Annotated in this window: 28 protein-coding genes; 1 reads left to right on the top strand and 27 read right to left on the bottom strand. The window is 48.4% G+C overall.

Annotated elements, in window-relative coordinates:
- Positions 1–32: 32 nt before the first annotated feature.
- Complete coding sequence (locus IJG50_01680; GenBank protein ID MBQ3378557.1) at positions 33–1,226, top strand: D-alanyl-D-alanine carboxypeptidase; 1,194 nt, start codon at positions 33–35, stop codon at positions 1,224–1,226.
- Here IJG50_01680 and thpR read toward each other — a convergent pair.
- The 27 genes from thpR to nadD form a co-directional block, all read right to left on the bottom strand.
- Positions 1,200–1,745 (bottom strand): RNA 2',3'-cyclic phosphodiesterase, encoded by a 546-nt coding sequence (gene thpR, locus IJG50_01675; protein MBQ3378556.1) that lies wholly within the window; start codon positions 1,743–1,745, stop codon positions 1,200–1,202. The two genes, IJG50_01680 and thpR, sit on opposite strands and share 27 nt — an antisense overlap.
- A 60-nt stretch (positions 1,746–1,805) precedes the next feature.
- On the bottom strand, positions 1,806–2,210 hold the full coding sequence (locus IJG50_01670; GenBank protein MBQ3378555.1) for a hypothetical protein: 405 nt from the start codon (positions 2,208–2,210) through the stop codon (positions 1,806–1,808).
- 51 nt (positions 2,211–2,261) lie between these two features.
- Positions 2,262–2,819: an elongation factor P gene (gene efp / locus IJG50_01665; GenBank protein MBQ3378554.1), complete on the bottom strand. Its 558-nt coding sequence runs from the start codon at positions 2,817–2,819 to the stop codon at positions 2,262–2,264.
- Positions 2,820–2,975: 156 nt separating this feature from the next.
- Positions 2,976–4,043 carry an aminopeptidase P family protein gene (locus tag IJG50_01660; GenBank protein ID MBQ3378553.1) on the bottom strand — a complete coding sequence of 356 codons (1,068 nt, stop codon included), beginning with the start codon at positions 4,041–4,043 and terminating at the stop codon, positions 2,976–2,978.
- Between the two features lie 3 nt (positions 4,044–4,046).
- Entirely contained in the window at positions 4,047–4,490 is a 444-nt protein-coding gene (locus IJG50_01655) for a 3-dehydroquinate dehydratase (GenBank protein ID MBQ3378552.1), read from the bottom strand.
- Between the two features lie 59 nt (positions 4,491–4,549).
- Positions 4,550–5,086, bottom strand: a complete 537-nt coding sequence (locus IJG50_01650; protein ID MBQ3378551.1) for a YqeG family HAD IIIA-type phosphatase — start codon at positions 5,084–5,086, stop codon at positions 4,550–4,552.
- Between the two features lie 118 nt (positions 5,087–5,204).
- Positions 5,205–6,215 (bottom strand): aspartate--ammonia ligase, encoded by a 1,011-nt coding sequence (locus tag IJG50_01645; GenBank protein ID MBQ3378550.1) that lies wholly within the window; start codon positions 6,213–6,215, stop codon positions 5,205–5,207.
- A 73-nt stretch (positions 6,216–6,288) separates the two neighbouring features.
- Positions 6,289–6,468 carry a hypothetical protein gene (locus tag IJG50_01640; GenBank protein ID MBQ3378549.1) on the bottom strand — a complete coding sequence of 60 codons (180 nt, stop codon included), beginning with the start codon at positions 6,466–6,468 and terminating at the stop codon, positions 6,289–6,291.
- 49 nt (positions 6,469–6,517) lie between these two features.
- Positions 6,518–8,557 (bottom strand): ATP-dependent DNA helicase RecG, encoded by a 2,040-nt coding sequence (recG, locus tag IJG50_01635; GenBank protein MBQ3378548.1) that lies wholly within the window; start codon positions 8,555–8,557, stop codon positions 6,518–6,520.
- A gap of 78 nt (positions 8,558–8,635) precedes the next feature.
- Complete coding sequence (locus IJG50_01630; GenBank protein ID MBQ3378547.1) at positions 8,636–10,276, bottom strand: DAK2 domain-containing protein; 1,641 nt, start codon at positions 10,274–10,276, stop codon at positions 8,636–8,638.
- Positions 10,277–10,345: 69 nt separating this feature from the next.
- Positions 10,346–10,702, bottom strand: a complete 357-nt coding sequence (locus tag IJG50_01625) for an Asp23/Gls24 family envelope stress response protein (protein ID MBQ3378546.1) — start codon at positions 10,700–10,702, stop codon at positions 10,346–10,348.
- Between the two features lie 104 nt (positions 10,703–10,806).
- On the bottom strand, positions 10,807–11,754 hold the full coding sequence (gene pgeF, locus IJG50_01620; protein ID MBQ3378545.1) for a peptidoglycan editing factor PgeF: 948 nt from the start codon (positions 11,752–11,754) through the stop codon (positions 10,807–10,809).
- Positions 11,755–11,766: 12 nt separating this feature from the next.
- Positions 11,767–12,183, bottom strand: a complete 417-nt coding sequence (locus IJG50_01615) for a hypothetical protein (GenBank protein ID MBQ3378544.1) — start codon at positions 12,181–12,183, stop codon at positions 11,767–11,769.
- 43 nt (positions 12,184–12,226) lie between these two features.
- Positions 12,227–12,505 carry a hypothetical protein gene (locus IJG50_01610; GenBank protein MBQ3378543.1) on the bottom strand — a complete coding sequence of 93 codons (279 nt, stop codon included), beginning with the start codon at positions 12,503–12,505 and terminating at the stop codon, positions 12,227–12,229.
- Between the two features lie 34 nt (positions 12,506–12,539).
- The gene (locus IJG50_01605) at positions 12,540–13,190 is read right to left on the bottom strand and encodes a hypothetical protein (GenBank protein ID MBQ3378542.1); all 651 of its coding nucleotides are present in this window, start codon (positions 13,188–13,190) and stop codon (positions 12,540–12,542) included.
- Positions 13,191–13,212: 22 nt separating this feature from the next.
- Positions 13,213–13,848, bottom strand: coding sequence for a hypothetical protein (locus IJG50_01600; protein ID MBQ3378541.1), 636 nt, complete (start codon positions 13,846–13,848; stop codon positions 13,213–13,215).
- A 49-nt stretch (positions 13,849–13,897) separates the two neighbouring features.
- Positions 13,898–14,116 (bottom strand): hypothetical protein, encoded by a 219-nt coding sequence (locus IJG50_01595; protein MBQ3378540.1) that lies wholly within the window; start codon positions 14,114–14,116, stop codon positions 13,898–13,900.
- Positions 14,117–14,160: 44 nt separating this feature from the next.
- Positions 14,161–14,571: a VOC family protein gene (locus tag IJG50_01590; protein MBQ3378539.1), complete on the bottom strand. Its 411-nt coding sequence runs from the start codon at positions 14,569–14,571 to the stop codon at positions 14,161–14,163.
- 21 nt (positions 14,572–14,592) lie between these two features.
- On the bottom strand, positions 14,593–15,366 hold the full coding sequence (locus tag IJG50_01585; protein MBQ3378538.1) for a YmdB family metallophosphoesterase: 774 nt from the start codon (positions 15,364–15,366) through the stop codon (positions 14,593–14,595).
- A gap of 100 nt (positions 15,367–15,466) precedes the next feature.
- Entirely contained in the window at positions 15,467–17,011 is a 1,545-nt protein-coding gene (rny, locus tag IJG50_01580; protein MBQ3378537.1) for a ribonuclease Y, read from the bottom strand.
- 254 nt (positions 17,012–17,265) lie between these two features.
- On the bottom strand, positions 17,266–18,606 hold the full coding sequence (gene ypeB / locus IJG50_01575) for a germination protein YpeB (protein ID MBQ3378536.1): 1,341 nt from the start codon (positions 18,604–18,606) through the stop codon (positions 17,266–17,268).
- Positions 18,607–18,795: 189 nt separating this feature from the next.
- On the bottom strand, positions 18,796–18,972 hold the full coding sequence (locus IJG50_01570) for a 30S ribosomal protein S21 (GenBank protein MBQ3378535.1): 177 nt from the start codon (positions 18,970–18,972) through the stop codon (positions 18,796–18,798).
- A 122-nt stretch (positions 18,973–19,094) separates the two neighbouring features.
- Positions 19,095–21,500 carry a leucine--tRNA ligase gene (locus IJG50_01565; GenBank protein ID MBQ3378534.1) on the bottom strand — a complete coding sequence of 802 codons (2,406 nt, stop codon included), beginning with the start codon at positions 21,498–21,500 and terminating at the stop codon, positions 19,095–19,097.
- A gap of 67 nt (positions 21,501–21,567) precedes the next feature.
- The gene (gene rsfS, locus IJG50_01560) at positions 21,568–21,939 is read right to left on the bottom strand and encodes a ribosome silencing factor (GenBank protein MBQ3378533.1); all 372 of its coding nucleotides are present in this window, start codon (positions 21,937–21,939) and stop codon (positions 21,568–21,570) included.
- Between the two features lie 48 nt (positions 21,940–21,987).
- Positions 21,988–23,127, bottom strand: a complete 1,140-nt coding sequence (locus IJG50_01555; protein MBQ3378532.1) for an LCP family protein — start codon at positions 23,125–23,127, stop codon at positions 21,988–21,990.
- A 40-nt stretch (positions 23,128–23,167) separates the two neighbouring features.
- Positions 23,168–23,731 carry a bis(5'-nucleosyl)-tetraphosphatase (symmetrical) YqeK gene (gene yqeK, locus IJG50_01550; protein ID MBQ3378531.1) on the bottom strand — a complete coding sequence of 188 codons (564 nt, stop codon included), beginning with the start codon at positions 23,729–23,731 and terminating at the stop codon, positions 23,168–23,170.
- Positions 23,732–23,796: 65 nt separating this feature from the next.
- The gene (gene nadD / locus IJG50_01545) at positions 23,797–24,411 is read right to left on the bottom strand and encodes a nicotinate (nicotinamide) nucleotide adenylyltransferase (GenBank protein ID MBQ3378530.1); all 615 of its coding nucleotides are present in this window, start codon (positions 24,409–24,411) and stop codon (positions 23,797–23,799) included.
- Between the last annotated feature and the right edge of the window lie 7 nt (positions 24,412–24,418).

Genomic DNA, 24,418 nt, shown 5'->3' with positions numbered 1-24,418 from the left:
ATACAAAACAGCCTTATCGGAGGTAATTTCCCTTGAAAAAGAAATATTCTCGACTGATCGCAGCATTCTTATGCCTCATTTTTGTCATGTTCTGCGCCGTGCCGTCAGTACCGGCCGCCGCAAGCGGATCAAATGAAGAAAAAACATCCCCTGCCTCTGACGACAGAGGGCTTCTTGCCCAAAGCGCAATACTTATCGACGCCGAAACGGGCAATGTGCTTTACGAGCACAACGCAGACGAACGTCACGGCCCCGCCAGCGTCACAAAAATAATGACGCTGCTTTTAATAGTTGAAGCGCTCGAACGCGGCGAGTTTTCTCTCGATGATACGGTCTCCGCCTCAGCGGAAGCATCCTCGCTCGGCGGCTCTCAGATATACTTAAAAGAGGGAGAAACTTTAAGCGTGCGCGATATGATAAAATCCATTGTTATAGCCTCGGCCAATGATGCGGCCTATGCCATGGGAGAATTCGTGTCGGGTTCAAACGACGCTTTTGTAAGGCGCATGAACGAGCGCGCGCACGAACTCGGCATGAACAATACCCACTTTGTAAACGCACACGGGCTTGACGATGACGACCATTACACGTCGGCGCGCGATATCGCCGTTATGTCAAGAGAGCTTATCTCTCATAAAATGATATTCGACTATACTAAAATACGGCTTGATTCCATAAGAGACGGCGCTTTTACATTGACCAGCACCAACAAGCTTTTAAGATCATATGAAGGGATAACCGGACTTAAAACAGGTTCCACGAGCAAGTCTCTCTTTTCCATGAGCGCTACTGCCGAGCGAGACGGCGTAAGCCTTATCGCCGTTGTAATGACGTCGCCCACAGGCGACGACAGATTCAAGGATGCGGCGCGGCTCCTCGATTACGGCTTTGAACGATATACGAAATTCACAGCCGCAGAAAAGGAGGAGAACCCCGAACCCATGACCGTTTTGAACGGAAAATCAGATCTTTTAACGCTTTCTTTAGAAAAAGAACCCGGATTTTTGGTATTAAAAGAAGACGCCCCGCGCATAACAGGGCGCGCCTTACTTCCGGACAGCGTAAAAGCGCCCATAAGCCAAGGGCAAAAGGTAGGAAATCTTATCTATACGCTGGACGGCGAGGTTATAGCCGACGTGCCGATAATCGCCGCCGAGAGCGTGGAAAAGCTCAATGTGGGATACTGCCTTATGCTTCTTTTAAAAAGCGTCTTTTCGATCGGATGACACGCCATAAACCTCTGTATATGTAAGCCTGCCTTCTATGCGCTCCGATTTCATAAGGCTTATTCTCGATATGTTCATTGAAATAGGCCAAAGAGAGCTTCCGAATGCTTCAAGATCGAATTCTCGGCGCATCACGACGCGCCTTCCCAAAGTTATATGCGGCTTAAAGCGGCGCTTATCAATATTGAACCCCGCCGACAAAAGCCCGCGTGAAAGCTTATTTGCAATATCCGAAAGCTCGCCGTTTTCTTTCACGCCGATCCAATATATTGCGCCTTCGCCCGATGAAAAGCGTCCCAGCCCGCAAAGCTTCAAAGAAAAGGCGTTAAAAGAAAGCTTGTCCATGATGCGTTTCACATCGGATACTCTGTCTGTTTCTCCTATGAAGCAAAGCGTTAAGTGGTAGTTTTCTCTTCTTGAAAAGCTGCCGCCTGCGCTTTGCTTTTTTAGCTGCTTCGCCGTTTCATAAAGCTTATCTTTGACCTCATCCGAAAAATTGACTGCTATAAAAAGCCGCATTTTCTCTCACCCAATATATTAAAAGCCCGCGGGGTCAAGATCCCGCAGGCTTTTTACTCTTTATTCCTCTATGTCCTCTTCGTCGTATTCAACGGCTATCATTACTTTACAGTTGGGACATTCGATGCGCTCGATCTCGGCGGACTCAAGCGGAATAAGAACGCCGCAGTTCGGACATGCGACCTCAAGCTCCTCCTCGCAGCCGCATTCGGCGCCGTGGTCGTGGTGATGATGGTGGTGGTCGTGATCATGGTCATGCTCGCCGAACACAGCCTCTTCTACCTGAGCCAGATCCTCGTCGAAAAGCTGGAACGCTTCGTCTATGGCGTCAAGGTCGTCGTTTATATCATCTATTTCATTGGTGACGTCTGCTAATATATCCAGAACTATTGCAAGCGCTTCTTTGGCTTTTTCATCCTTAACTTCGGATATGAGCTTCACAAGCTTATCTAATTTTTCTTCCATGTCAATATCCCTTTCAGTTACACGTATATATGTATGCAAAGACGCCTAAAATTATGCGCGGCCCATGTATTCGCCCGTTCTCGTATCTATCTGTATTCTGTCGCCTTCATTTATGAACAGAGGAACTCTAACCTCTGCTCCCGTCTCAACGGTAGCGGGCTTCAGTACATTCGTTGCCGTATCGCCCTTTACGCCGGGCTCGGTAAAGGTTATCTCAAGCTCAACGAAGTTGGGCGCTTCAAGAGCGAACACCTTGCCCTTGTAGCTTAAAAGCTTTACGACAACGTTCTCTTTTACGAATTTGAGGTTGTCGCCTACGGTGTCGGGGCCTAAAGGCACCTGCTCGTACGTCTCACAGTCCATGAAATGATAAAGCTCGCCGTCAGTATAAAGATATTCTACATCGCGTCTTTCAACGAACGCCTGTTCAAATTTTTCGGTGGGGCTGAAGCTCTTTTCAACAACGCCGCCGGTGATAACGTTCTTTATCTTCGTTCTTACGAAAGCCGCTCCCTTGCCCGGCTTAACGTGCTGGAACTCCACTACCTGATATACGTTCCCGTCCATTTCAAATGTCATGCCGTTTCTGAAATCGCCTGCTGATATCATATATTTTCTCTCCCATATCCGCCGCACTGCGGTGAATCAAATTTTTACACCTTCATGGTGCGGTAGATTTCATGAAGGCAATCATTCATACTTATACGATTATATTTTAAATTATTATTGCACTTATTTCAAGCCTTTTTTACCACATTTTTAGGGTTAAAGCTCTATAAGCTCGGTCGTCATCGAATTAAGGCTTACGGCGGCGTCCTCGTCAACGAAGACAAGATCCTCGATCCTCACGCCGAATCTGCCCTCAAGATATATGCCCGGCTCTACCGATACAACGGCGCCCCCGGGGATCTCGCGCTCGTACATGGGTGCAAAATTGGGCTGCTCATGTACGACCACGCCTACTCCGTGGCCGAGGCTGTGGCCGAAAGCGGCGCCGTATCCCGCTTCCTCTATGATCGCGCGCGCCGCGCGGTCTATCTCGCTTCCTTTAAGGCCTGCGCGTATTATGCGCTCTGCCGCATTTTTGGCTTCTCTTACCGTCTCGTATACGCTGCGCATCTCGTCGGATGGGCTGCCTATCGAAAAAGTGCGCGTCATATCGGCGCAGTAGCCTTTGTATTTTGCTCCGAAGTCTATCGTAAGGAAATCTCCGCGTTTAAGCCTTCTGTCGGTAGGTACCGCATGAGGCTTAGAGGAGTTTTGGCCGCTTGCCACGATAAAATCGAACGACGCGTCCATGCCGCGCGTCCTAATTTCCCATTCAAGCATAAGCGCGATCTCCCTCTCCGTCATGCCTTCGCCAATGCGCCCCATGACGCGCATGAGCGCATCCTCGCTTTCCTTTTGGGCTCGGCGTATGTTTTCAAGCTCGCGCACAGTCTTTATCATGCGAAGATCGGATATAAAAGCGCCCATCTGCTTAAGCTCTATCTTTTCAAGCGCCATATGAAGCGCTCGGAAATCGGCAAACGATATGAGGTCGTCCTCAAAATAGAGCACGGATATATTTTTGTCCTTCATCAGCGCCGTTATGTACGACGTGATTTTTCCGCGAAACAGTCTTACCTCATAGGAAAGAGACGCGGCGCAAAGCTTCGCCGCCTCATAATAGCGCGAATCCACGAAAAGATACGCGTCGTTTTGGAAAACGAGCATAAATCCCGCGCTGCTTTTAAAGCCCGAAAGATAAAAGCGCTGCTCATCCGAAAGTATGAGCGCCGCAGGCATGCCGAAGCGTCTCATTTTCTCCTGAAGCCTTTTAAGCGTATCCATATCTTATACTCCTTTCAGAAGATGCGCCATGCCGTCTATCGCCATAAGGTACACCGCCTGCCCAAAGCCCGTGATCTCTCCTACGCATACGTCGGAAAGCACCGAGCGGCCCCTGAATTCCTCGCGCGCGTATATATTGGTCTGGTTTGTCTCAATGCAAGGCACCATAGACGCATACAGCGCGTCGCGTATCGCATATGAATAAACGGAATACGAGCCTGCGTTTATTATTATCCCTTCGCAGCAGCCTCTTGCTGCGTGTATCTTATCGACAAGCTCGCCCTCTATATTCGAATGAAACGCAGTGATCTCAAATCCGCGCTCCTGTGCGTACTCCTCCATTTTCTTTATAAGCTCTTCAAGAGACGCGTCGCCGTATATATTTGTCTGAGACTTTCCCATAAGGTCCATGTTCGCGCCAAATAAAACGAGTAATTTTTTCTTCATGCTCCCACCGCCATAAATATACTTTTGTTTTTTTAGACCGCAAAAAGACCGCGCGTGTTTTAAACGCCGGTCTTTGGCTTCATTCTTTTCATTTTATTTCTTTTTCTTTCGTACTGCTTGATGAAGGGCATTTCAAGCATCCTTCTCATTGCAAGCAGCTTGTTCCACGTCCTGCTTTTCGAGGTTATCATTATAGTGTACATGCCCACGTTATTGCCGCCCAAAACGTCGGTGAATATCTGGTCTCCCACTACGGCTATGCGGTTATGATTGAGGCCCATCTTCCGCGCGACCTCAATGTAACCGCGCTTGAAAGGCTTATTTGCGCGCGCAGCATTAAACTGGAGACCGAGCTTCGCGTTGAACTGCTCTACCCGCTCCTGTTTGTTGTTAGATATTATTCCCAATTTTATGCCGCTGTCGCATATGCTTTTTACCCACTCTATCGTATCGTCGCCGGGTTCGCGCTCGTCATAGCAGGCCAAAGTATTGTCAAGGTCCACCATAACTCCTCTTATGTTATTGTCAATAAGCAGCGAAGGCGTGATATCATGGATATCTGCAACTATGAGATCGGGCACCAGCTTTATCGCCATAAAATAACCCCAAATACTAAAACTTTAAAAAAACTGTTTTTTTATTGTATCACTGTTTCGTTTTCATTTCAACCACAAAAATCTGCGCGCACGCGCCGGCTCTCGGGCTTTTTAAGAATTACAGCAAAAATATCCCGTTCTTCTTTGCCTCGTTTCTAAGCTCGCTCGGCCATTCGCTCGTCTGCACTTCGCCTATATGCGCCTTTTTAAGGAGCATCATGCACATTCTCGACTGTCCGATGCCTCCGCCTATCGTAAGAGGCAGCTCGCCGCTTAAAAGCGCTCTGTGGAACGGCAGCTTTTCTCTTTCGGGGCAGCCCGCCTTATTAAGCTGCACGCGCAGGCTTTCCTCGTCCACACGGATACCCATACTTGATATCTCAAGCGCTGCCGAAAGAGGCTCATAATAAAATATCAGATCGCCGTTTAGGCGCCAATCGTCGTAATCGGGCGCGCGTCCGTCGTGCGGTAATCCGTTGGAAAGCTTATCCCCGATCTCCATAATAAAAACGCATTTCTTTTCACGCGCGATCTCTGTCTCGCGCTCTTTCGGAGAAAGAGACGGAAAACGTTTTAAAAGCTCCTCAGATGTGATAAAGAAAACATCGTCGGGAAGCGTGGGCTTAAGCACGGGGAACGCCTCATACACCGTCTTTTCAGTGTTCTTAATAGCCGAGAACAGCTTTAATACTACCTGCTTTAAAAAATCCTCCGTTCTGTCGGCTCTGCTTATGCACAGCTCCCAGTCCCACTGGTCAACATATATCGAATGGAGATTATCAAAATCTTCATCGCGCCTTATAGCGTTCATATCTGTATAAAGTCCCTCTCCGACATTAAAGCCGTAAGTCTTCAGCGCGTTTCTTTTCCATTTTGCAAGCGAATGCACTATCTCCAGGTCGACGTCCAAATGCTTCACATCAAATTTTATCGGGCGTTCCACGCCGTTTAGGTCGTCGTTCAATCCCGAATTGGACCGCACGAACAAGGGCGCCGATATGCGCTCCAGATTGAGCGCGGAAGAAATTTCGTCTTCAAATGTGTCTCTTATTATCTTTATGGCTCTTTGCGTATCTCTTACCGAAAGCAAAGATCTGTACTCTTTCGGTATCGTAAGCTTATGGCTCATAACATATCTCCGTTTCATAAAAATAGCATCAATCTATATAATATGTCAAAAGCCCGTGCTTTTCAAGTATTTATTATCCTTTTTGCCTATGTTTTTTCTCTCTTTTGATCATTCGATTCAATATCTTTATCCCTTGTTCGTCGATATCGTTTGACTTAGGTTCATAAAACACTCCCAGCTCATCTGAAAGCTCTTGACGGTATCTGTAAAACGCTTCCCTTAATTCCTGCGCGTTTCTTCTGTTGCTTTTCATAAATGATCACCTCCGTGAGTATTATCTCTCACGGAGGCTTAATTTATCGTCAGTTAAAAGTATTTTTCTTTTCGTCGTCAAAAAACATGCTTTCTATTTTTTTGAATATCAAGAAGTTTTCCTCTTTTGAGAGGGCAGGGTCCTCTCTTAAAAGCGCGTAAGCCCTTTTCTTTGAAAGCTCTATCATATCCATATCCGTAAGCTCTGCAAGTCTTAAATACGGCAGGCCGTGCTGGCGATTGCCCAAAAAGTCGCCCGGACCGCGCAGCTTTAGGTCAGCTTCCGCTATTCTAAAACCGTCGTTTGTTTCGGTAAGCGTTTTTAACCGTTTGAGCGTCTGCTCGTTTTTCGAGTCGCTTATAAGTATGCAGTAGGATTTTATATTTGAGCGTCCCACCCTGCCTCTTAACTGATGAAGCTGTGAAAGGCCGAAACGGTCGGCGTCCTCTATAACCATAAGCGAAGCGTTTTTTACGTCTACGCCCACCTCTACCACGGTCGTAGCTATTAAAGCCTGCACATCTCCCCTTGAAAAGCGTTCCATTATCTCCCGCTTCTCATCAGGCCTCATTCTGCCGTAAAGCACGCCCAACCTAAGCTCGGAAAGCGCTCCGTCTTTAAGTTCTTCATAAAGCCGCATTACCGACGTCATCGTGCTTTCTTCATCATATTCTACGGCAGGGCATATTATGTATACCAAATGCCCCATAGCCGCTTGCTTTTTTATAAAATTATATATGCGCTCCTTAAAGCTGTAGTCCACAAGAAACGTATCGATCTTGATACGTCCCTTCGGCAGCTCGTCTATCACGGAAATATCAAGATCGCCGTACATAATAAGGCCCAGTGTGCGCGGTATCGGAGTTGCCGACATTACAAGCGTATGCACTCCGTCGCCCTTTCCGATAAGGCTTGCGCGCTGTCTTACTCCAAATCGGTGCTGTTCATCCGTTATAGTCAGTCCCAACCGGCAAAACCTTACGCCCTGTGTAATTAGCGCATGCGTTCCCACAACAAGGTCTGCATAGCCGCTCTCTATCTTTTCATACGCCTCGCGCCGTTCTTTCGCCGTAAGCGAACCGGTCAGAAGCACGGTATTTATTGAAAGCTTTTCAAAGAGCCTGCTCATATTCTCATAGTGCTGGCGAGCGAGCACCTCCGTCGGCGCCATGAACGCCGACTGCGCGCCCGAACGCGCGCATCTGTATATAAGAGCCTCCGCCACGGTAGTTTTGCCGCATCCTACGTCTCCCTGCACGAGGCGGTTCATCGGCACACCGCGCGCCATGTCGTGCTCGCACTCCGCTATCGCCCGCTTTTGGGCGTTCGTCGGCTCGAATGCGAGCACGTCGTAAAATGGTTTCATATCTATATCGGGCATCATCTTTATTGCATTATGCTCGCGCCGGCGGTTCTTTAAAAGCGCCATACCAACCATAAGATAAAACAGCTCGTCAAAAATAAGCCTTTTTCGCGCCGCGCTTTGAAGGTCGGCGTTTTTTGGGAAATGTATTGAATTGATCGCGTCATAAAGCGGGATAAGGCCTTCTTTTTCGGCAATATAAAAAAGGGGGTCCTCTATCGTATCCGAAAACAATTCAAGCGCTTCGCGTATAAGCTTTCGCATATAATTCTCTGTAAGGCCCTCGCAAAGCGGATAAAGCGGCAGTATCCGCGTTTCGGGATCGTATGACGTCATAGGCTCCGCCGTCGGATTTATAAGTTCCTTTTTATACTCCGTGCCTGTGACTTTGCCGTAAAAGATATACTGTTCTCCCTGTTTTAATTTATCTGCCGCATATTTTTGATTGAAATAAACAATGGTTATGCGCCCCGTATCGTCAAACGCCTCTGAGCGAGACATTATACGCCGCCCCGGCAGGCGCGCATGAGTAAAGTCGCGCGCAAGCGTCGCGCTTATAGATACGCTTTGACCGGTTTCGGCGTCGCGCACCCGCGCAAACACGCTTCTGTCCTCATATGCCCGCGGATAGTAATATATAAGGTCCTTTGGAGTAAAAATACCCAGCTTATTCAAAAGCTTTTCTCTTTTCGGGCCCACGCCCGACATATCGCGAAGCGTATACAAGCGCTTTTCACCTCTTCTTCTTTTGCATATAGAAAATGCGGCGCGGGTATTGCCCGCGCCGCATGGACAAGCTCTATCCTATTCGGCAGAAATTATGTAGTAATAAACGGGCTGTCCGCCGTATACCAAATTGACCTCGATATCGTCTCCCAACCGTTCACGGCAAATTGCAAGCAGGGCCTCCGACTCATCTTTAGGAGCGTCCTTGCCGTAATAAATCGTAACGAGGCCCGCGCCGCTTTGGCACATGTCCGTTATGAGCTTTACCGTAGTTTCCACTCTGTCGGCGCTCACATCTACAAGCTCGCCTTCCGAAAGGGCAAGAAACTCGCCCTTCTTTATCTCTTTTTCAAAGTAAACGCTGTCTCTGTCGGCATAAGTGACGGATCCGCTTGATACCATGGATACCGACTCGTTCATGGCGGCGACGTTGTTCTCCACGCTTTGATCCGCATCGAAGCCGAGCATTGCGCCTATGCCCTGCGGCACGGTCTTCGTCTCTATGACTTCTATCCTTTTATCCTTTGTAAACTCCGCCGTCTGCTTGGCCGACATGATTATATTCTTGTTGTTCGGCAATATGAACACAACTTCACTGTTCGTATCGTTCACGGCTTTTAAAATGTCGTCTGTCGAGGGGTTCATCGTCTGTCCGCCGTCTACGACTATATCTGCGCCCATATCCTCGAATATACCCTTTAAGCCCTCGCCCGCGCATATCGCCACGATGCCGTAAGGCTTTCTTGGGGTGGGCAGCTTGTTCTCCGACGCGCTTATCTCAAGCTGCTGCGTATGCTGCTCGCGCATATTCTCTATCTTGATTTTTGAGAGCGTACCGCGGGTGAGCGCCTCCTCGATAACGCGGCCGGGATTGTTCGTATGTACATGAACTTTTATTATGTCGTCGTCGGCTACTACAACTATGCTGTCGCCTATATCGTTTAAAAACGTCTTGAATTCCGGCAGGCGTTCCTCTTTGTCTGCGTCTTTATTGATAAAGAACTCGGTGCAGTATCCGAATTTTATATCCTCGGTATCGACGAATGAAAAATCGGCCTCGTTCATCTCCTCGTATGAATCCGAGATCTCGGCAGGCTCTATCATCGTACCGTTCATAAGATAATGAAGCATTCCTCGGTATATTACCAAAAGTCCCATACCGCCCGCATCGACCACGTTGGCCTGCTTCAATACCGGCAGCATATCGGGCGTAGCCTTTAACGCCTCATCGGCCTTTGCGGCAAGTTGCTCGAAAAACGTCTCCATGCCGTCGCATTCCGGCGCTATTTTCTTCATATGCTCCGCCGAAAGCCTTGCCACAGTGAGCATAGTGCCCTCCGTCGGCTTCATAACGGCCTTGTACGCCATCTCTACTCCGAGCCCAAGCGCTGACGCCATCATTGCCGTGTCGGCATTCTTCGCGCCTTTAAGCCCCTGCGCTATACCTCTGAACATAAGCGAAAGTATAACGCCGGAATTGCCTCTCGCACCGCGAAGAAGCGCCGCCGCTATCTTTTCGGAAACCGACGATATATTGTCTTCCTCGCTGTTTTTTACGGCGTTTACGGCAACAGACATGGTGAGCCACATATTTGAGCCGGTATCGCCGTCGGGCACCGGAAAAACGTTCAAGCGGTTTATCATCGTCTTGTTGATGTTGAGATTGTTTGCGCCGCACACAAACATGTTTTTAAAATAATTACCGTCTAATGAAAGCAACAATAACTCCCCCTACACACTGCAAAAGTATTGCGTAATAAAAGCTTGGGGCGAATACGCCCCGAAACCTTAATTTGTACGCACGGAATCGACTACCACCAGTATATTCTCAACCTTAAAGCCGGTAGTCGTTTCAATAAAATATCTTACTCTGTTTATTATACTCTTAGTTATCGCCGGTATATTTACACCATATTCCACTATTATGTGAAGCTCTATCTCCAGTTTGTTCTCAGGGTTCAATCTTACTAAAACGCCCTTGTCAACGGAATCCTTCACAATAAGCTTAACTATATCTCCGGCCTTGTTGCGAAAGGCCATACCTACGACGCCGAAGCAGTTCGTCGTTTCGATTCCCACGAGATACTGAAAAACTCTGTCCGAAATGGTGATCTCGCCGAGGTTGTTTTTTATCTGCGCCTGCATATAATTCACCTCCAAAACTCAATCGCATATGCTGCGTTAATATACTTCTTGATTTAATTATAACCGCTGATTTGAAATTTTTCAATAAGGAATATATACGGTTGTCAAATAAGCTCGATCATTGCCGCAAGCGAGCCGCGCGCGTCGCCGTCGCGCCTGTGAGAAAAGTATTTTTCCGTGCCGCAGACGGTGCATTCCCCAAAAAGGCTTATGTTTTCTTCGGGTATGCCCGTGTGCCTTAAAAGCTCGAAGTTTGCGCGCCATAAGTCTATATGATACTTTCCGCCGCCCGTCTCCTTTATATACTCTGACGAGGGCAAAAAATCAAAGGCAGCTTTAAATTCCCGTACTACGGGCGCGTCAACTTCAAAGCAGCACGGACCTATCGAGGGACCTATCGCGCATAGTATATCCTTTTCTATGCATCCGAAGCGTTCGCGCATTTTTTCGAGCGTCTTTTTTGCGATATGCTGCACCGTACCTCTCCATCCGGAGTGACAGGCTGCGATCGCTCTTTTTTGGGGATCCAAAAAGAGAATAGGCACGCAGTCGGCCATGAATATCGTAAGCGTCGCGCCGCGCTCGTTTGTCACGAAGGCGTCGGCGTTCTCAAATCTGTTTTCGCGAAGAAGGCCGTTTCCGCAGTCGGACCTGCCCACTTCCCGGACCGTGTCGGAATGAGTCTGCCTGCTCAATATGATATCTTCTTTAGATATGCCCAGTTCTTCGCATATTATATCGTAATTTTTTAACACCTTTTCCCTGTCGTCGCCTCGGTTCACGCCAAGATTGAGCGACGAATAACAGCCTTCGGACACGCCGCCTAGCCTTGTCGTAAAACAGTGGCGCACGAGGCCCGTTTCGTCAAAGCTTTCGGCCGTTATATATTCAAGCGCGCCGTGTTTTTTTAGTATCATGCCGTTTTTCTTCATACAATGCCTCCCGTCTGCGCAAAGCGTATTATCTACCTGAATACGAACGTAATACGCCCCGCCTGCTGCCACGTCTGTATCGCCCGGAGTACCTGTATATTCATATCTCACCTTCCTCATATCATCCTTATACTATCCGTTAAAATGCTCCGGCTGCCATACGTAAAGGCCCTCTCCCAGGGATATTACGCCGATAAGCCAAAGCAGCTCTTCGTCGGGATTATAAAGAGTCATATACGTTTCGTCGGGCTCTGATACAAGCATTGAGCCGCCCAGCATAATATTCACATGTCGCCCTGTCACGGCTTCGTCAATGCGCTGCGGCGGCGGATTTAAGTCCGATTCCTCATCCAAAGAAAGACTGACGAAACAATTCAGCTTCAGCACTGTATTTACGTGCTTTTTCTTTATTTCGGAAAGCCGCGGCCGGCTCAGATAATACTTTTCCACGGCGAAGTACTGACCAGGGCTGTCCTTCGGTACCTGCATGGGCAGTATATCTATTATCCAATAAGGCGCCCGCAGCAATTCATCAATGCTCTTATTCAATCCGTCCACCTCCAAAGCGACATGACAGCTACAAAAGCCTGTTTCAGCCCTCCAATATCACCTTATGTCCATCCACGTATCTGCCTCTGAATACCTCCGCCGTTTCCCTGTCGGCTGAAATCTCCTTCGGGTATTTTGCGGCTATTTCGTCAAACTCGCTTTCGCTTATCTCGCTTGTGGTGAAAAAGTCGTCGTTACGGTTGGGGTATCCGTGCCACGCAAAATACTGCCGCTTCCCTTCGACCGTTCTGTATCCGTATCCGAACCTCACCTGATTTGAGATGACGCGAAAGACGTATTCCTTACTTTTATCGGGTTTCATTTTTTCGTTCCTCCGGCAAGCGTTGTTTCGGCTTTCAGTCTTTTACAACAAGGTCGCCGGGCTTTAAGGAGATCCCTTTTCCCAAAACGACCAGTTTGCAGGGATAACCGTTCTCTGCGACCGCTCTGCCCGGGTCCCACGTCCTGCGTATCCACTCCTTCAGCGATGCGGCGTCCATCGGTACCCTGTGTTCGTAGGCGTCTATCGCCTCCAGTGTTGCTTTTATCTCATTTCCGACGCTTAGTATCGTCACCTCGTCCCGCATATAAAACGACCCGTAAAGGACCTGTCCGAAAATGGTGACGATGGGGGGCTGAAGAAAACCTCCCTTTGATTCCGCCATCGCGTCCACCAAAAATACCGCGTTATGAAATCCGTAATGTTCCCTCATGTCTTCGCGAAACGAGACCGCTTCCGAATTGGCCCGAACGGCCTCTTCTGTGCTAAGCTCCGGAAGCGGGTCTTTTTTCACGACAAGCCGTTTCGTTTCGTCGAATTTAAACTGCACGGGGTACATGACTCTAAGCCTGCGCACACAAAGACCGCACAGGCTGCCGCCGTCCTTTAAACGAAGCGCGTTCGGTCCTTCTATCATGGTAAGCTCGCCTTCTTCCCGCGCTCTCAAGGCTGCGCGTCCGCATATCACACAGCTGCCCAGGCCTACTTCTTTTTCCCTGACTGCCATTTTAAGACCTCCCGTTCTTTTCTCAGCGCACAATCATCTTATCGCCGGGATATACAAAATCCATCCCCTGGCCAAACATCATGATAACAGGCTTTCCCGCGCTTGCCTTTCCGACAGGCGCTCCCGCGGCGTACGTGCCGACCCAGTCCTGCAGCTCTTCAATTTTCGCAAAATACTCTTTGTCCTTATGGGAAACGACGACCTCCGCACCGGTGATAAGTTCTCCGTGCACCACCTTGCCGAAAACGCCGAAGCGCTTGCGTTTGGAATACTTTGGCTTTTCCCGGGTTCCGATATTCGCGAAGTATCTCCGTACATAGTCCACCTCGATCACCGCTTTCGCGTCGGCATACCGGGCCGCCTGCGCCTCGGCCGCTTTCAGGGATTCTTCCATAGCTGTGCGGAATTCCTCCAGCGTCATCTCCCTTAACGGGTCGATACGCTGTCCCTGTATGGTGTTATCGTAGATCGCCTCGTTCTTTCGGGTCCATCCCGACGCGATCTCACCTTTTTTCAGCACATATGTATACCTGAAAGGATACAAAATGCGCGTCTTGTCCGCGCAGTCCCTGCAGACAATCTGACCGTCTTTCAGGCGGACGGCGCCGTACTCATTATCCGGGATGGGTCTGCCGCAGTAACAACAGTTTTGTTCCATATGCTTTTTCCTTTCCTGCACTTATATACTAAAGTTTAAAATAACGCTCCTATTTTCTTTTACGAATCCTTAGACACACCGCGCCGATGACCGCCAAAGCTATGCCGATGACCGCAAAAATGATCGACCGCTGATGAAGGCGGGCGTAAAGCTCCGACGAGCCGTCAAGCACGCTGTAATATCCGAATAAATTCAGTCCTGCAAAAAGCAGGGATAAAACGCCTGCAATAATAATTATGATACCGACGATAAGCAGCGCTTTTTTCATACTTTTCTCCTCACGATCATAGCCGGCGCCTATTATATATCGGCTTAGAGATCCTTTTTCTCATAAGGTTTATTCCACGAGCCTATCTCTATCAGGTTGCCTTCCGGGTCTGCGATATAGCAAGTTCTCTGTCCCCACGGTTCAAGAACAGGCTCAAGAACGGGCGAAGCTCCGCTTTCCACTGCCTTTTTGAACGCAGCGTCCACCTCGTCAAACGTATCGACGTAAAGTGCGATCTCAAAATGCCCGTTTAATCCTTTTACGTATTCGTACCTTTTATTCGTCATCTTTTCAAAATCTTTTCTGCCGAATAAAAGAAACAATGTCCCGTCTTTTACGAGATATACGTTCGACGCGTCCTCGCTTTCCTTTATCTCAAAGCCGAGAACGTCTCTGTAAAAGCGTATCATCTTCGCCATATCGTTGACCAACAATCCAAATCCGTCCAATCTCATTTTGACCTCCGAGATCCCGCGTCACCTTATGCGCTCCTTTAGCACCTCAACCGTCTTTCCCGTCGCCTCGTCAACGCCGAATACGGCGATATCCATTACTATCGGATTCTCCGACGTCACGAATTTGCGCGGCATCTTATATATGAATTTATCCACGACAGGAGCGGGATCCACGCCAAGCGCGGAAAACTGCGCGCCCGTCATGCCCACATCGGTTATATATCCCAGTCCGCCGGGGTATATGCATTCGTCGTTCGTCTGTACGTGCGTATGCGTGCCGAAAAGCACGCTTGCCCTGCCGTCGAGATAATACGCCATAGCGCATTTTTCGCTCGTCGTCTCCGCATGGAAGTCTATGACCTTTATGCGGCAGTCGGTGTATTCCTTTAAAAGTCTGTCCGCCGTAAGGAACGGATTGTCGAGGCTTTCCATAAATACAGTGCCTGCAAGATTTGCAACCATTACCGTAAATCTGCCCGCGTCCCATACTGCCGCTCCCTTTCCGGGGCAGTCCTTATGATAATTGGCGGGGCGCACCACGTACGGCGCCTCGTCAAGATAATCGTAGCTTTCCTGACGCGCGAAAACGTGATTGCCCGTAGTTATTATATCCGCACCCGCCAAAAACAGGCTTTCGGCCGACTTTTTCGTAATGCCGTTTCCCGGCGCGGAGTTCTCGCCGTTCACTATCGTAAGGTCGGCTTTGTAAAAACGCTTAACGGCGCGAAGATGCGCGTCCAGAAACTCGCACCCCCTGCTTCCTACAACATCGCCTACCGCAAGTATATTAAACATATCATCACCTTGATATTATTATATATTAAAACTGCAATTAAAAAAACAAAAAAATCAAAAGAGCATGAAGTTTTGTTTTACCTTCATGCTCTTTCTTCACTTATTTTGCATAATCAACGACGCGAGTTTCACGTATTATGTTTATCTTTATCTGTCCGAGATACTCAAGCTCGCTTTCGATCTTCTTTGCGATGTCTCGCGCTAAGATTATCATATCGTCGTCGTTTATCGATTCAGGCTTTACAACTACGCGCACCTCGCGTCCGGCCTGTATCGCAAATGATTTTTCAACTCCGTCAAAGCTGTTTGTAAGCTCCTCGAGACGTTCAAGACGCTTTATGTAATTTTCAAGATTTTCACGTCTTGCTCCCGGTCTTGCAGCCGATATGGCGTCTGCCGCCTGTACTATGCAGGCAACGACCGTCTGCGGCTCTATATCGCCGTGATGCGAATGTATCGCATGGACGATATCTGCGTGCTCCTTATACTTTTTGGCAAGATCTACGCCAAGCGTTACGTGAGAACCCTCCATCTCATGATCGACTGCCTTGCCTATATCATGAAGAAGTCCCGCTCTTTTTGCTACGGTAACGTCGGCTCCGATCTCTGCGGCGATAAGGCCTGCAAGATGCGAAACCTCTATGGAGTGGTTGAGCACGTTCTGTCCGTAACTTGTGCGGTATCTGAGTCGTCCCAGTATCTTTATAAGCGCCGGATGTATGCCGTGTATGCCTGTCTCAAAGATCGCGCGCTCGCCTTCCTGCTTTATAACGGTGTCAACTTCTCTGCGCGCCTTTTCCACCATTTCCTCGATGCGCGCGGGATGTATCCTGCCGTCGAATATTAGCTTTTCAAGCGACAGTCTTGCGATCTCCCTGCGTATCGGGTCAAAGCTTGAAACTGTTATCGTCTCCGGCGTGTCGTCTATTATAAGGTCTACTCCGGTCAGCGTTTCAAGCGCTCTTATGTTTCTGCCTTCTCTGCCTATAATTCTGCCCTTCATTTCATCGTTGGGCAAGGGTACTACCGATACAGTAACCTCAGAAGCATGATCAGCCGCGCATCTTTGGATCGCCGTAGATAAAATATCGCGGGCGCGGCTGTCGGCCTCTTCCTTGAGTCTCGTCTCAATGTCCTTTATCTTCATGGCCGCCTCATGGCGCACCTCAGATTCGATATTATGAAGAAGATATTCCTTTGCCTCTTCGGCAGTTATGCCGGAAATCCTTTCAAGCTCCGACATCTGCTGTTTTTTTATGTTGTCGATTTCTTCTTTTTCTGTCTCTGCTTCGTGGATCTTTTTTGAAAGAACTTCGTTCTTTCTGTCGAGGCTGTCCATCTTTTTGTCGAGGGACTCCTCTTTTTGCATGATCCTTCTTTCCTGTTTTTGCAGTTCGCTTCTGCGTTCCTTCAATTCTTTTTCAAGCTCGAGCTTTATCTGATGAGTTTCTTCCTTGGCTTCCACCAGCATCTCGCGTTTTTTATTTTCCGACGATTTTATTGCGTCGTTGATAAGCCTTTTCGCCTCTGCCTCGGCGCTTCCAATCTCAGCCTCCGCCGTCTTTTTCCTGTACGAAGAACCGACGTGAAAAAACACCAGCGCGAAAACTGCCGCCGTGACAACAATGGCTATTACCAAATGCAGTGTTGTAATTGCAAAACACCTTCCTTTCTGTTAAAAATATTTTCAAAACAGTAAAAATGACAAAATCGGCATGATTTATAATATCTATAGAGTATATCGGTACATCAATAGCATTATACTTTTTAATTTTATACATTTTTTTAGTCTATGTCAAGATTATTGCCCGTATTTTGGCGTGCGGCGAAATTAAAAAAGCCGTCTCCCCGCCTCTTTAAAGCAGGAAAACGGCTGATCATTCGTTTTGTTGCTTTAGCTTATATCGTAAGGACGCCGTTCGGAGATTCAATTAGCATGAATATTTTTTGCTGCTCTCCCGTTTCGTCGTTAATATACACAAGATATCTTCGGCCGTCGGAGTTCGCGCATAAAAATTCATGGCAGAACACTTCTGTGCCGTAATCAGTCGGGATCACAGAAAGCCCATGCGACTGCGGCGTAAGCCTTTCGCTCAGCCTCGCGCGCGCCTCGGCCTCCGAAAGAGACGGCGAAAGAGTCTCCCTGCTTTCATCGTGATTTTTTATATAGCCCGTAAAGTCCGCCCCCATTATCTCGCCCGTGTCAAGCGCGACGCTCACCTTTATAAGGTCGCGGTAATATACTATATCTCCGCGCTCCCATGCAAAGTTTGCGGTAAACACGCCCGCATCGCTCATATAGTAGCTTGGTTTCATATCGGTAAATCCCAGATCCGCAAGATACGCCTTTGCGTATTCAAGCGCCTCATCGGGCGATAAAACAGCCTCGCCCGGCGTGCGGCTGTTTAATACATACAGTACATATCCGCCGCTTTTCGTTATATCGGCGCTTACTGCCGCGCCGTCCTTAGAGACCTTAAAGCAATATGCGGGTATATTCCCCTCGCTTGTGCCGCAGTATTCCGTCTCTGATACATCTGCGCCCATTGCCCGCGCGGCTGCCGCCCTTGCGTCGTCCTCGGATACCTCCGGCGCAGACTCCAGCATAACGGAAACGCTGTCCATAAGATGATCCGAAAACGGCCCGTCATATATAAGCGTCGGATAGTCCGCGAACTGCTCCACGACAGGCTCGCACGCCTCGCTGAGCTCGATATCGCCGCTCTCAAATCCGCCGAGAAGCTTTGTCTTCATAAGTGAAAGCTCCCCGTGACTTACCCTGTTCTCCATATCCGACAGCGAAGCGAACAGCGCTTTGCTGTATGAGGAAAGGCGTTCAAGCGTTTCCTGTTCCTCCTTTGTTATCTCTTCATGGGCTGCCGCTTTTTTTGAAAGCATATAGGCGTAATCGCCTGTCTGCGACAGGAATTTTGAGACCTTTTGTGTCTGTTCGCCCGAAAGCGGCAAGGATGACAGATTTGCCTGCGCCCCGCCCGACTCTCGCCATATCTCCGACGAATACGCGATAAGCTCGGCGTCGGACGAGCTGTGTATGCCCTTTTCGAGACTTGAATCTATCGTTCTCACCGAATCCATAAGATCGTAAAACGAACGCGCGTTCTGATTTACTATATAATTTCTGTACGTCTGCGCAAGCGCCAACTGGTATATAAAAGCTCCCAGCAAAACGGCAAACGCCGCCGCGACGATAGATATCGTCCTTATCCTTTTTCGTTCCATATATTTACCTCCGACATGTTTTATACGCGCTTATTTTTCCCGCCGGAGGCGATTTGATACTTAAAAGCTTTGCTTTTATAAATTCTCGCGTGTTTTTTAATATTAAAGCGCAGCACAGGCAAAAACGCTTATACATAGTAAAAAAGCCCGTGCATAAGGCACGGGCTTTTTTTGTCGTAAGTAAAAGGTTTACTTATACTTTCTCTTTCTTGCCGCTTCGGACTTCTTCTTGCGTTTTACGCTGGGCTTTTCATAATGTTCTCTTTTACGAAGCTCGGAAAGAACTCCCGATTTCGCACACTGGCGTTTGAATCTGCGAAGCGCACTGTCCAGAGACTCATTCTCTTTTACTCTTATTTCCGACATGTTATTACACCCCCTCCGCATTCACGCCTGTAATGTATTGCTAAAGCGGTACATTACATTATACATTGTATTATACCGAAACTGCATCTCTATGTCAAGACAAATTCTCAAAACATCATATGCTATTTTGCAACGATGTTTACGATCTTATTCTTTACATATATTTCCTTTACGATCTTCTTGCCCTCAACGGCGGTCTTCACCGCCTCGTTCTGATACGCAAGGGCAAGCGCGTTCTCCTGCGTCGAATCTATCGGCAGTTTTATCGTGCCGCGAAGCTTTCCGTTTACCTGAACGGCTATCTCTATGCTCTCGTCTACGGTCTTCTGCTCGTCGAACTCGGGCCACGACTGCTCGGCTATCATGCCCTCGAAGCCCGCCATGCTCCAAAGCTCCTCCGTTATGTGAGGCGCAAAAGGATTCAAAAGCGTAAGGAACGTCCGCATCTCGCCGCGGGTTATCTTCTTTTTCGCATAAATATCGTTTAAAAGCGACATGAGCGCTGCGATAGCCGTGTTGAACTTCAGTATCTCTATATCGTTAGATACCTTCTTTATCGCCTTGTGCATCACTGATTCAAGCTCGGCCGAATAACCTTCTTCGTTCGAAAGCATCTCGTAAAGGCCGAATACACGGTCCAAAAATCTCTTGCATCCGCGTATGGACTGGCTCGACCACGGAGCAGCCTTTTCAAAATCTCCCATGAACATCTCGTAAAGACGCATGGTGTCTGCGCCGTATTCGTTTATTATATCGTCGGGATTTACCACGTTGCCGCGCGACTTTGACATCTTTTCGCCGTCCTCGCCCAAGATCATACCGTGCGAGGTGCGCTTCTTATACGGCTCCTTCGTAGGAACTACGCCGATATCATAAAGGAACTTGTGCCAGAAACGCGAATAGAGCAGGTGAAGCGTAGTATGCTCCATGCCGCCGTTGTACCAGTCTACGCTGTTCCAGTAAGTAAGCGCGTCTTTTCCGGCAAGAGCCTCGTGATTGTGCGGATCCATATAGCGCAGGAAGTACCACGACGAACCAGCCCACTGGGGCATGGTGTCGGTCTCGCGCTTTGCAGGGCCGCCGCAGTGCGGACAAGTCGTATTTACCCAATCGGTCATAAGCGAAAGCGGCGACTCGCCCGTATCTGTCTGTTCGTAGGACTCCACTTCGGGCAGTCTGAGCGGGAGCTCGCTTTCGGGAATTGCCACATATCCGCATTTTTCACACTTTACTATCGGTATCGGCTCTCCCCAGTAGCGCTGGCGCGAGAATACCCAGTCTCTTAATTTGAAGTTTACCTTTGGCTCGCCCAGGTTTTTCTCGTGGAGCCAGTCAATTATCGTCTTTATCGCGTCCTGTACCTTAAGTCCGTCAAGGAAGCCCGAGTTTATCATCACGCCGTTTGCGATATCGACATACGCTTCCTTTGTAACGTCGCCGCCTGCCACGACTTCGATTATCGGAAGGTCGAACGCCTTTGCGAAATCGTAGTCGCGCTCGTCGTGCGCGGGAACAGCCATTATAGCGCCCGTACCGTAGGACATGAGCACGTAGTCGGATACGAATATCGGTATCTCTTTGCCGTTCACGGGATTTACAGCCGTAACGCCTTCAAGCTTTACGCCCGTCTTTTCCTTTGCCACTTCGCTTCTCTCAAAGTCGGATTTTTTCGAGGCTTCTCTCTGATATGCGTGTATCTCTTCTATATTCGTAAGCTTATCGCTCCATTTTTCGATATACGGATGCTCGGGCGAGATTACCATATACGTAGCTCCGAAAAGCGTATCGGGGCGCGTTGTATATATAAGCAGCGTGTCGCCGGCGGATGTTGCGAATTTTACTTCCGCGCCGGTCGAACGGCCTATCCAGTTGCGCTGCTGCGTTTTTACTCGCTCTATATAATCCACCTCGTCGAGATCGTCCAAAAGGCGCTGTGCATACTCAGTTATTTTAAGCATCCACTGGCTCTTCTGAGCGCGTATTACCTCGCTGTGGCAGCGTTCGCACGTACCGTTTATAACTTCCTCATTGGCAAGCACGACTTTGCAGGAAGTGCAGAAGTTCACGCTCATCTCTTTTTTATAGGCAAGTCCGCGCTCGAACATCTTTAAGAATATCCACTGCGTCCACTTATAATATTCGGGATCGGTAGTGTCCACTTCTCTCGACCAGTCGAACGAAAGGCCGAGCGACTGAAGCTGATTTCTGAAGCGCGCGATATTGTCGTGCGTTACCTTTTTCGGATGTATCTTATTCTTTATTGCAAAATTTTCGGTAGGCAAGCCGAAAGCGTCCCATCCTATGGGATAGAGCACATTGTAGCCCTCAAGCCTGCGCTTTCTTGCCACGATGTCGAGCGCAGTGTAGGAACGCGGATGGCCTACGTGAAGTCCCATTCCCGACGGATATGGGAACTCTATCAATACATAGTATTTCGGCTTTTTTGAATTTGTCTCAGCGAAAAAAGTGCCTTCGCTGAGCCATTTTTTTTGCCACTTTTTTTCAATGGTTTTAAAATCATAATTCATAAGTTTTTTCGCACCTTCCGTCATATGTTTCCCGAATGAACCGTTTCCTTCGGGTTTATCCCGAGGTTCAAGCGTCCTTTTTTTCTATAAGACCCGATATGTCCATCTTTTCGCCGTCGGCCCACAGGCGCTCCAGATCGTAAAAATCACGCTGCTCACGCTCGAATATATGCACGATAACCGAGCCGTAGTCTAAAACTATCCAGCCGCCCTCGCGCGACCCTTCGATGTGTATCGGAACTATATCCTGCTGCTTTAACTTAAATTCAAGCTCCTCATAAAGCGCCTTAAGCTGAGTGGAGCTGTTTGCCGAGCATATGAGAAAATAGTCGGCAATTATCGTTACGTTAGTTACCTCTATTGCAACTATCTCGTCTGCCTTTTTTGCTTCCAGTACATTAAGCGCACACTTTAAAATATCAAGCGGAGCCGTACTCATAAAATAACCTCCTTATTATAATTAAAATACGTTGCCGTCGCAATATTATTATTCATAATCCTCATCATAATCATAGCCTTCAATATAGGAATCCTCGTACCCGGCGTTGTAATCGTCGTAGCTTACGCTCGCCGTTTCATTTTCATACTGCTGCGCCGTGGTGCCCTGATAATCCGTTACCGATTCCGGAAGCTGATGCTTAAAGTCAAGCGTTTCAAGATCATCCGACTCTATCGGCGTAGTATATACGTTAAAGCAATCGTTCATAAGCGCGGCGGCCTCATCACGGTACATCGCAAAGTTAGCGCCGTAATTCTCGCCGGGTATCGTATAGAACGTAGCGTCGTCAAGGCCTATCGTCGCGCACTGAAGCGCAAGATAAAGGAACTCGCCGCGCTCAAGATCCGTGTCTATCTGATCGAACGCGATCTGTGCGATATCCGATACGTTTACTATGTTCGACGGCTTCAGCATTGTCTTTATAAACGCCGCGATAAACTGCTTCTGCGCCTTTATCCTGCCCAGGTCCGCATCGGCATATCCGGAGCGGAAGCGCACGAAGCCTTCGGCCTTTTCACCGTTAAGCACCTGTCTGCCTGCCTTTATGTCGATAACGAGATCCTGATACGGGTCCTCATACTGCATGTCCTGCTGTACGTCGACCTCCACGCCGCCTATCGTGTCTACGACTTCCCTGAAAGCGTCCGTAGTTATGCTTACATACTTATCTATATGTATGCCCAAAAGCTGCTGCAGCTCCGCTATCAGGCCCTCTCGTCCTTTTGTCGCATAAACGTAGTTTATCTTATGCTGGCGGTTGTTATCGTCAAGATATACCGTATCTCTCGGCACATGCAGTATGTTTATCTTTCCCGACGTAGCGTCAAGGTTGACGACCATTATCGTATCAGAGTTCATTGCTACCTTGTCGCGCCCGTATACAAGTATATTATATACGCCCGGCTTTCTGTTCGCGCTTGCATCGTCTATCGATATGCGCGCGGGATCGCCTTCGTCGACCTGAACGGGTCCTTCGGGCGTTGTTATATTAAGTCCCCTGCCTGCGGATATCGCCGCTATGGCGGAAATGACTATTGCCAGCACTATTATGACGTTGAACACCGCCGTCACGCGCTTTCGCGCATGGCGTCTCTTGTCTCTTGCAGCAGTTCTGTTTCTAGGGGGCATCTTTTTTCCTCCTGTTTGTTATATGAAAATAGGATATCTCCTATGAGCCCTGTTTCTCCATAAATTCAATGGCTTCCAGCGTATTTTTATGTACTTTTTTGCCGTTTCGCCTTACTTCCTCTGCCGACATTTTAAGCGCGAGCTTCATTGCCTCGTCTATATCCTCAAACGCAAGCTTTCTTAGCTCTTCTACTCCGTCAAAATCGCGCATCGGCTCCACATAATCGGCAAGATATATTATCTTTTCCAAAAGGCTCATATCGGCTCTTCCCGTAGTATGATAGCGCACTGCGCGCGCAACGTCCTTAGATACGCCGAAGCGTTCCAAAAGAAGCGGGGGCGCCGTTATCGCATGCCAAAGCTTCGGCGTGTCCTTTTCGTCGTCGTCCAGCATTATGTCATACTCGCGTACAAGCTCCATTTGTTTGGCAGGCGGAAGTTCCTTTGTTATATCGTGCAGTATACCGGCAAGTCTTGCCTCGTCTTCGTCCCAGCCGCATTTGCGGGCAAGCTTTACCGCCGTATCCGCCACGCCGAGCGAATGCCTGAACCGTTTTTCGCTGAGTTCCAAAGATACGATATGTTTAATGCTGTCATAATCCATACGACACACCTCCGCCATGCGCCTGTCTGCCGAAACGACGGCAGACCGCTTTAGTGTTTCATGATCTAACGGTATAATTTATTATCATATATGTACTGCGCTACCCGCTTTGGTACAAATTCGTCTATACTTCCGCCGGCGCGTACCGTTTCTCTTATCTTTGTCGACGATATTTCTATCACTTGTGCATCGATCACCTGTATGCGCTTGCGCCATTTTGAAAATTCACCGTCGCGCTTTTGTTCTATCTCTAAAATGCCGCCCTTAAAACGGGGAAGCACTATAAGACCGCACATATTTAATATTTTATCATAACTTTTCCACTTTTCAAAGCTTAAAAACATATCCGTTCCTAAAATCAATGAAAGACTTTTCGGGGCATAAAGCTTTATAAATGTGTCGAGCGTATCCACGGTATAGCTTATCCCCTCGTTCTTAAGCTCGATATCGCTCACGAAAAAACGCGGCTCGTCCATTACGGCAAGCTTTGTCATTTCATATCTGTGGCGTCTCAGTTCCTTTTCGTTTTCAACTCTTTTATGCGGCGGTATGCCTGCCGGCATAAGCACTGCCGCGTCCGGCGAAAGGCGCTCCATCACCTCTCGCACCGCATGAATGTGACCGTTATGTATCGGATTGAACGTGCCTCCCAATATTACGGTATTAAGTCCCTTCTGCATAAAACAA

The organism is Clostridia bacterium, from assembly GCA_017405765.1.
In the GTDB taxonomy this organism is placed as follows: Bacteria; Bacillota; Clostridia; order Oscillospirales; family RGIG577; genus RGIG577.
The sequence above is the reverse complement of the archived record's forward strand: the minus strand, read 5'-3'. Positions and strand labels throughout refer to the sequence as shown.

What these genes read in the sequence shown, in the direction of transcription:
- thpR (MBQ3378556.1), bottom strand. Translation starts at nt 1,745, where the DNA reads ATGCGGCTTTTTATAGCAGTCAATTTTTCGGATGAGGTCAAAGATAAG.
- IJG50_01670 (MBQ3378555.1), bottom strand. Translation starts at nt 2,210, where the DNA reads ATGGAAGAAAAATTAGATAAGCTTGTGAAGCTCATATCCGAAGTTAAG.
- efp (MBQ3378554.1), bottom strand. Translation starts at nt 2,819, where the DNA reads ATGATATCAGCAGGCGATTTCAGAAACGGCATGACATTTGAAATGGAC.
- IJG50_01660 (MBQ3378553.1), bottom strand. Translation starts at nt 4,043, where the DNA reads ATGGATACGCTTAAAAGGCTTCAGGAGAAAATGAGACGCTTCGGCATG.
- IJG50_01655 (MBQ3378552.1), bottom strand. Translation starts at nt 4,490, where the DNA reads ATGAAGAAAAAATTACTCGTTTTATTTGGCGCGAACATGGACCTTATG.
- IJG50_01650 (MBQ3378551.1), bottom strand. Translation starts at nt 5,086, where the DNA reads ATGGCGATAAAGCTGGTGCCCGATCTCATAGTTGCAGATATCCATGAT.
- IJG50_01645 (MBQ3378550.1), bottom strand. Translation starts at nt 6,215, where the DNA reads ATGAGCCATAAGCTTACGATACCGAAAGAGTACAGATCTTTGCTTTCG.
- IJG50_01640 (MBQ3378549.1), bottom strand. Translation starts at nt 6,468, where the DNA reads ATGAAAAGCAACAGAAGAAACGCGCAGGAATTAAGGGAAGCGTTTTAC.
- IJG50_01625 (MBQ3378546.1), bottom strand. Translation starts at nt 10,702, where the DNA reads ATGCAGGCGCAGATAAAAAACAACCTCGGCGAGATCACCATTTCGGAC.
- pgeF (MBQ3378545.1), bottom strand. Translation starts at nt 11,754, where the DNA reads ATGAGGAAGGTGAGATATGAATATACAGGTACTCCGGGCGATACAGAC.
- IJG50_01610 (MBQ3378543.1), bottom strand. Translation starts at nt 12,505, where the DNA reads ATGAAACCCGATAAAAGTAAGGAATACGTCTTTCGCGTCATCTCAAAT.
- IJG50_01605 (MBQ3378542.1), bottom strand. Translation starts at nt 13,190, where the DNA reads ATGGCAGTCAGGGAAAAAGAAGTAGGCCTGGGCAGCTGTGTGATATGC.
- IJG50_01600 (MBQ3378541.1), bottom strand. Translation starts at nt 13,848, where the DNA reads ATGGAACAAAACTGTTGTTACTGCGGCAGACCCATCCCGGATAATGAG.
- IJG50_01595 (MBQ3378540.1), bottom strand. Translation starts at nt 14,116, where the DNA reads ATGAAAAAAGCGCTGCTTATCGTCGGTATCATAATTATTATTGCAGGC.
- IJG50_01590 (MBQ3378539.1), bottom strand. Translation starts at nt 14,571, where the DNA reads ATGAGATTGGACGGATTTGGATTGTTGGTCAACGATATGGCGAAGATG.
- IJG50_01585 (MBQ3378538.1), bottom strand. Translation starts at nt 15,366, where the DNA reads ATGTTTAATATACTTGCGGTAGGCGATGTTGTAGGAAGCAGGGGGTGC.
- ypeB (MBQ3378536.1), bottom strand. Translation starts at nt 18,606, where the DNA reads ATGGAACGAAAAAGGATAAGGACGATATCTATCGTCGCGGCGGCGTTT.
- IJG50_01570 (MBQ3378535.1), bottom strand. Translation starts at nt 18,972, where the DNA reads ATGTCGGAAATAAGAGTAAAAGAGAATGAGTCTCTGGACAGTGCGCTT.
- IJG50_01565 (MBQ3378534.1), bottom strand. Translation starts at nt 21,500, where the DNA reads ATGAATTATGATTTTAAAACCATTGAAAAAAAGTGGCAAAAAAAATGG.
- rsfS (MBQ3378533.1), bottom strand. Translation starts at nt 21,939, where the DNA reads ATGAGTACGGCTCCGCTTGATATTTTAAAGTGTGCGCTTAATGTACTG.
- IJG50_01555 (MBQ3378532.1), bottom strand. Translation starts at nt 23,127, where the DNA reads ATGCCCCCTAGAAACAGAACTGCTGCAAGAGACAAGAGACGCCATGCG.
- yqeK (MBQ3378531.1), bottom strand. Translation starts at nt 23,731, where the DNA reads ATGGATTATGACAGCATTAAACATATCGTATCTTTGGAACTCAGCGAA.
- nadD (MBQ3378530.1), bottom strand. Translation starts at nt 24,411, where the DNA reads ATGCAGAAGGGACTTAATACCGTAATATTGGGAGGCACGTTCAATCCG.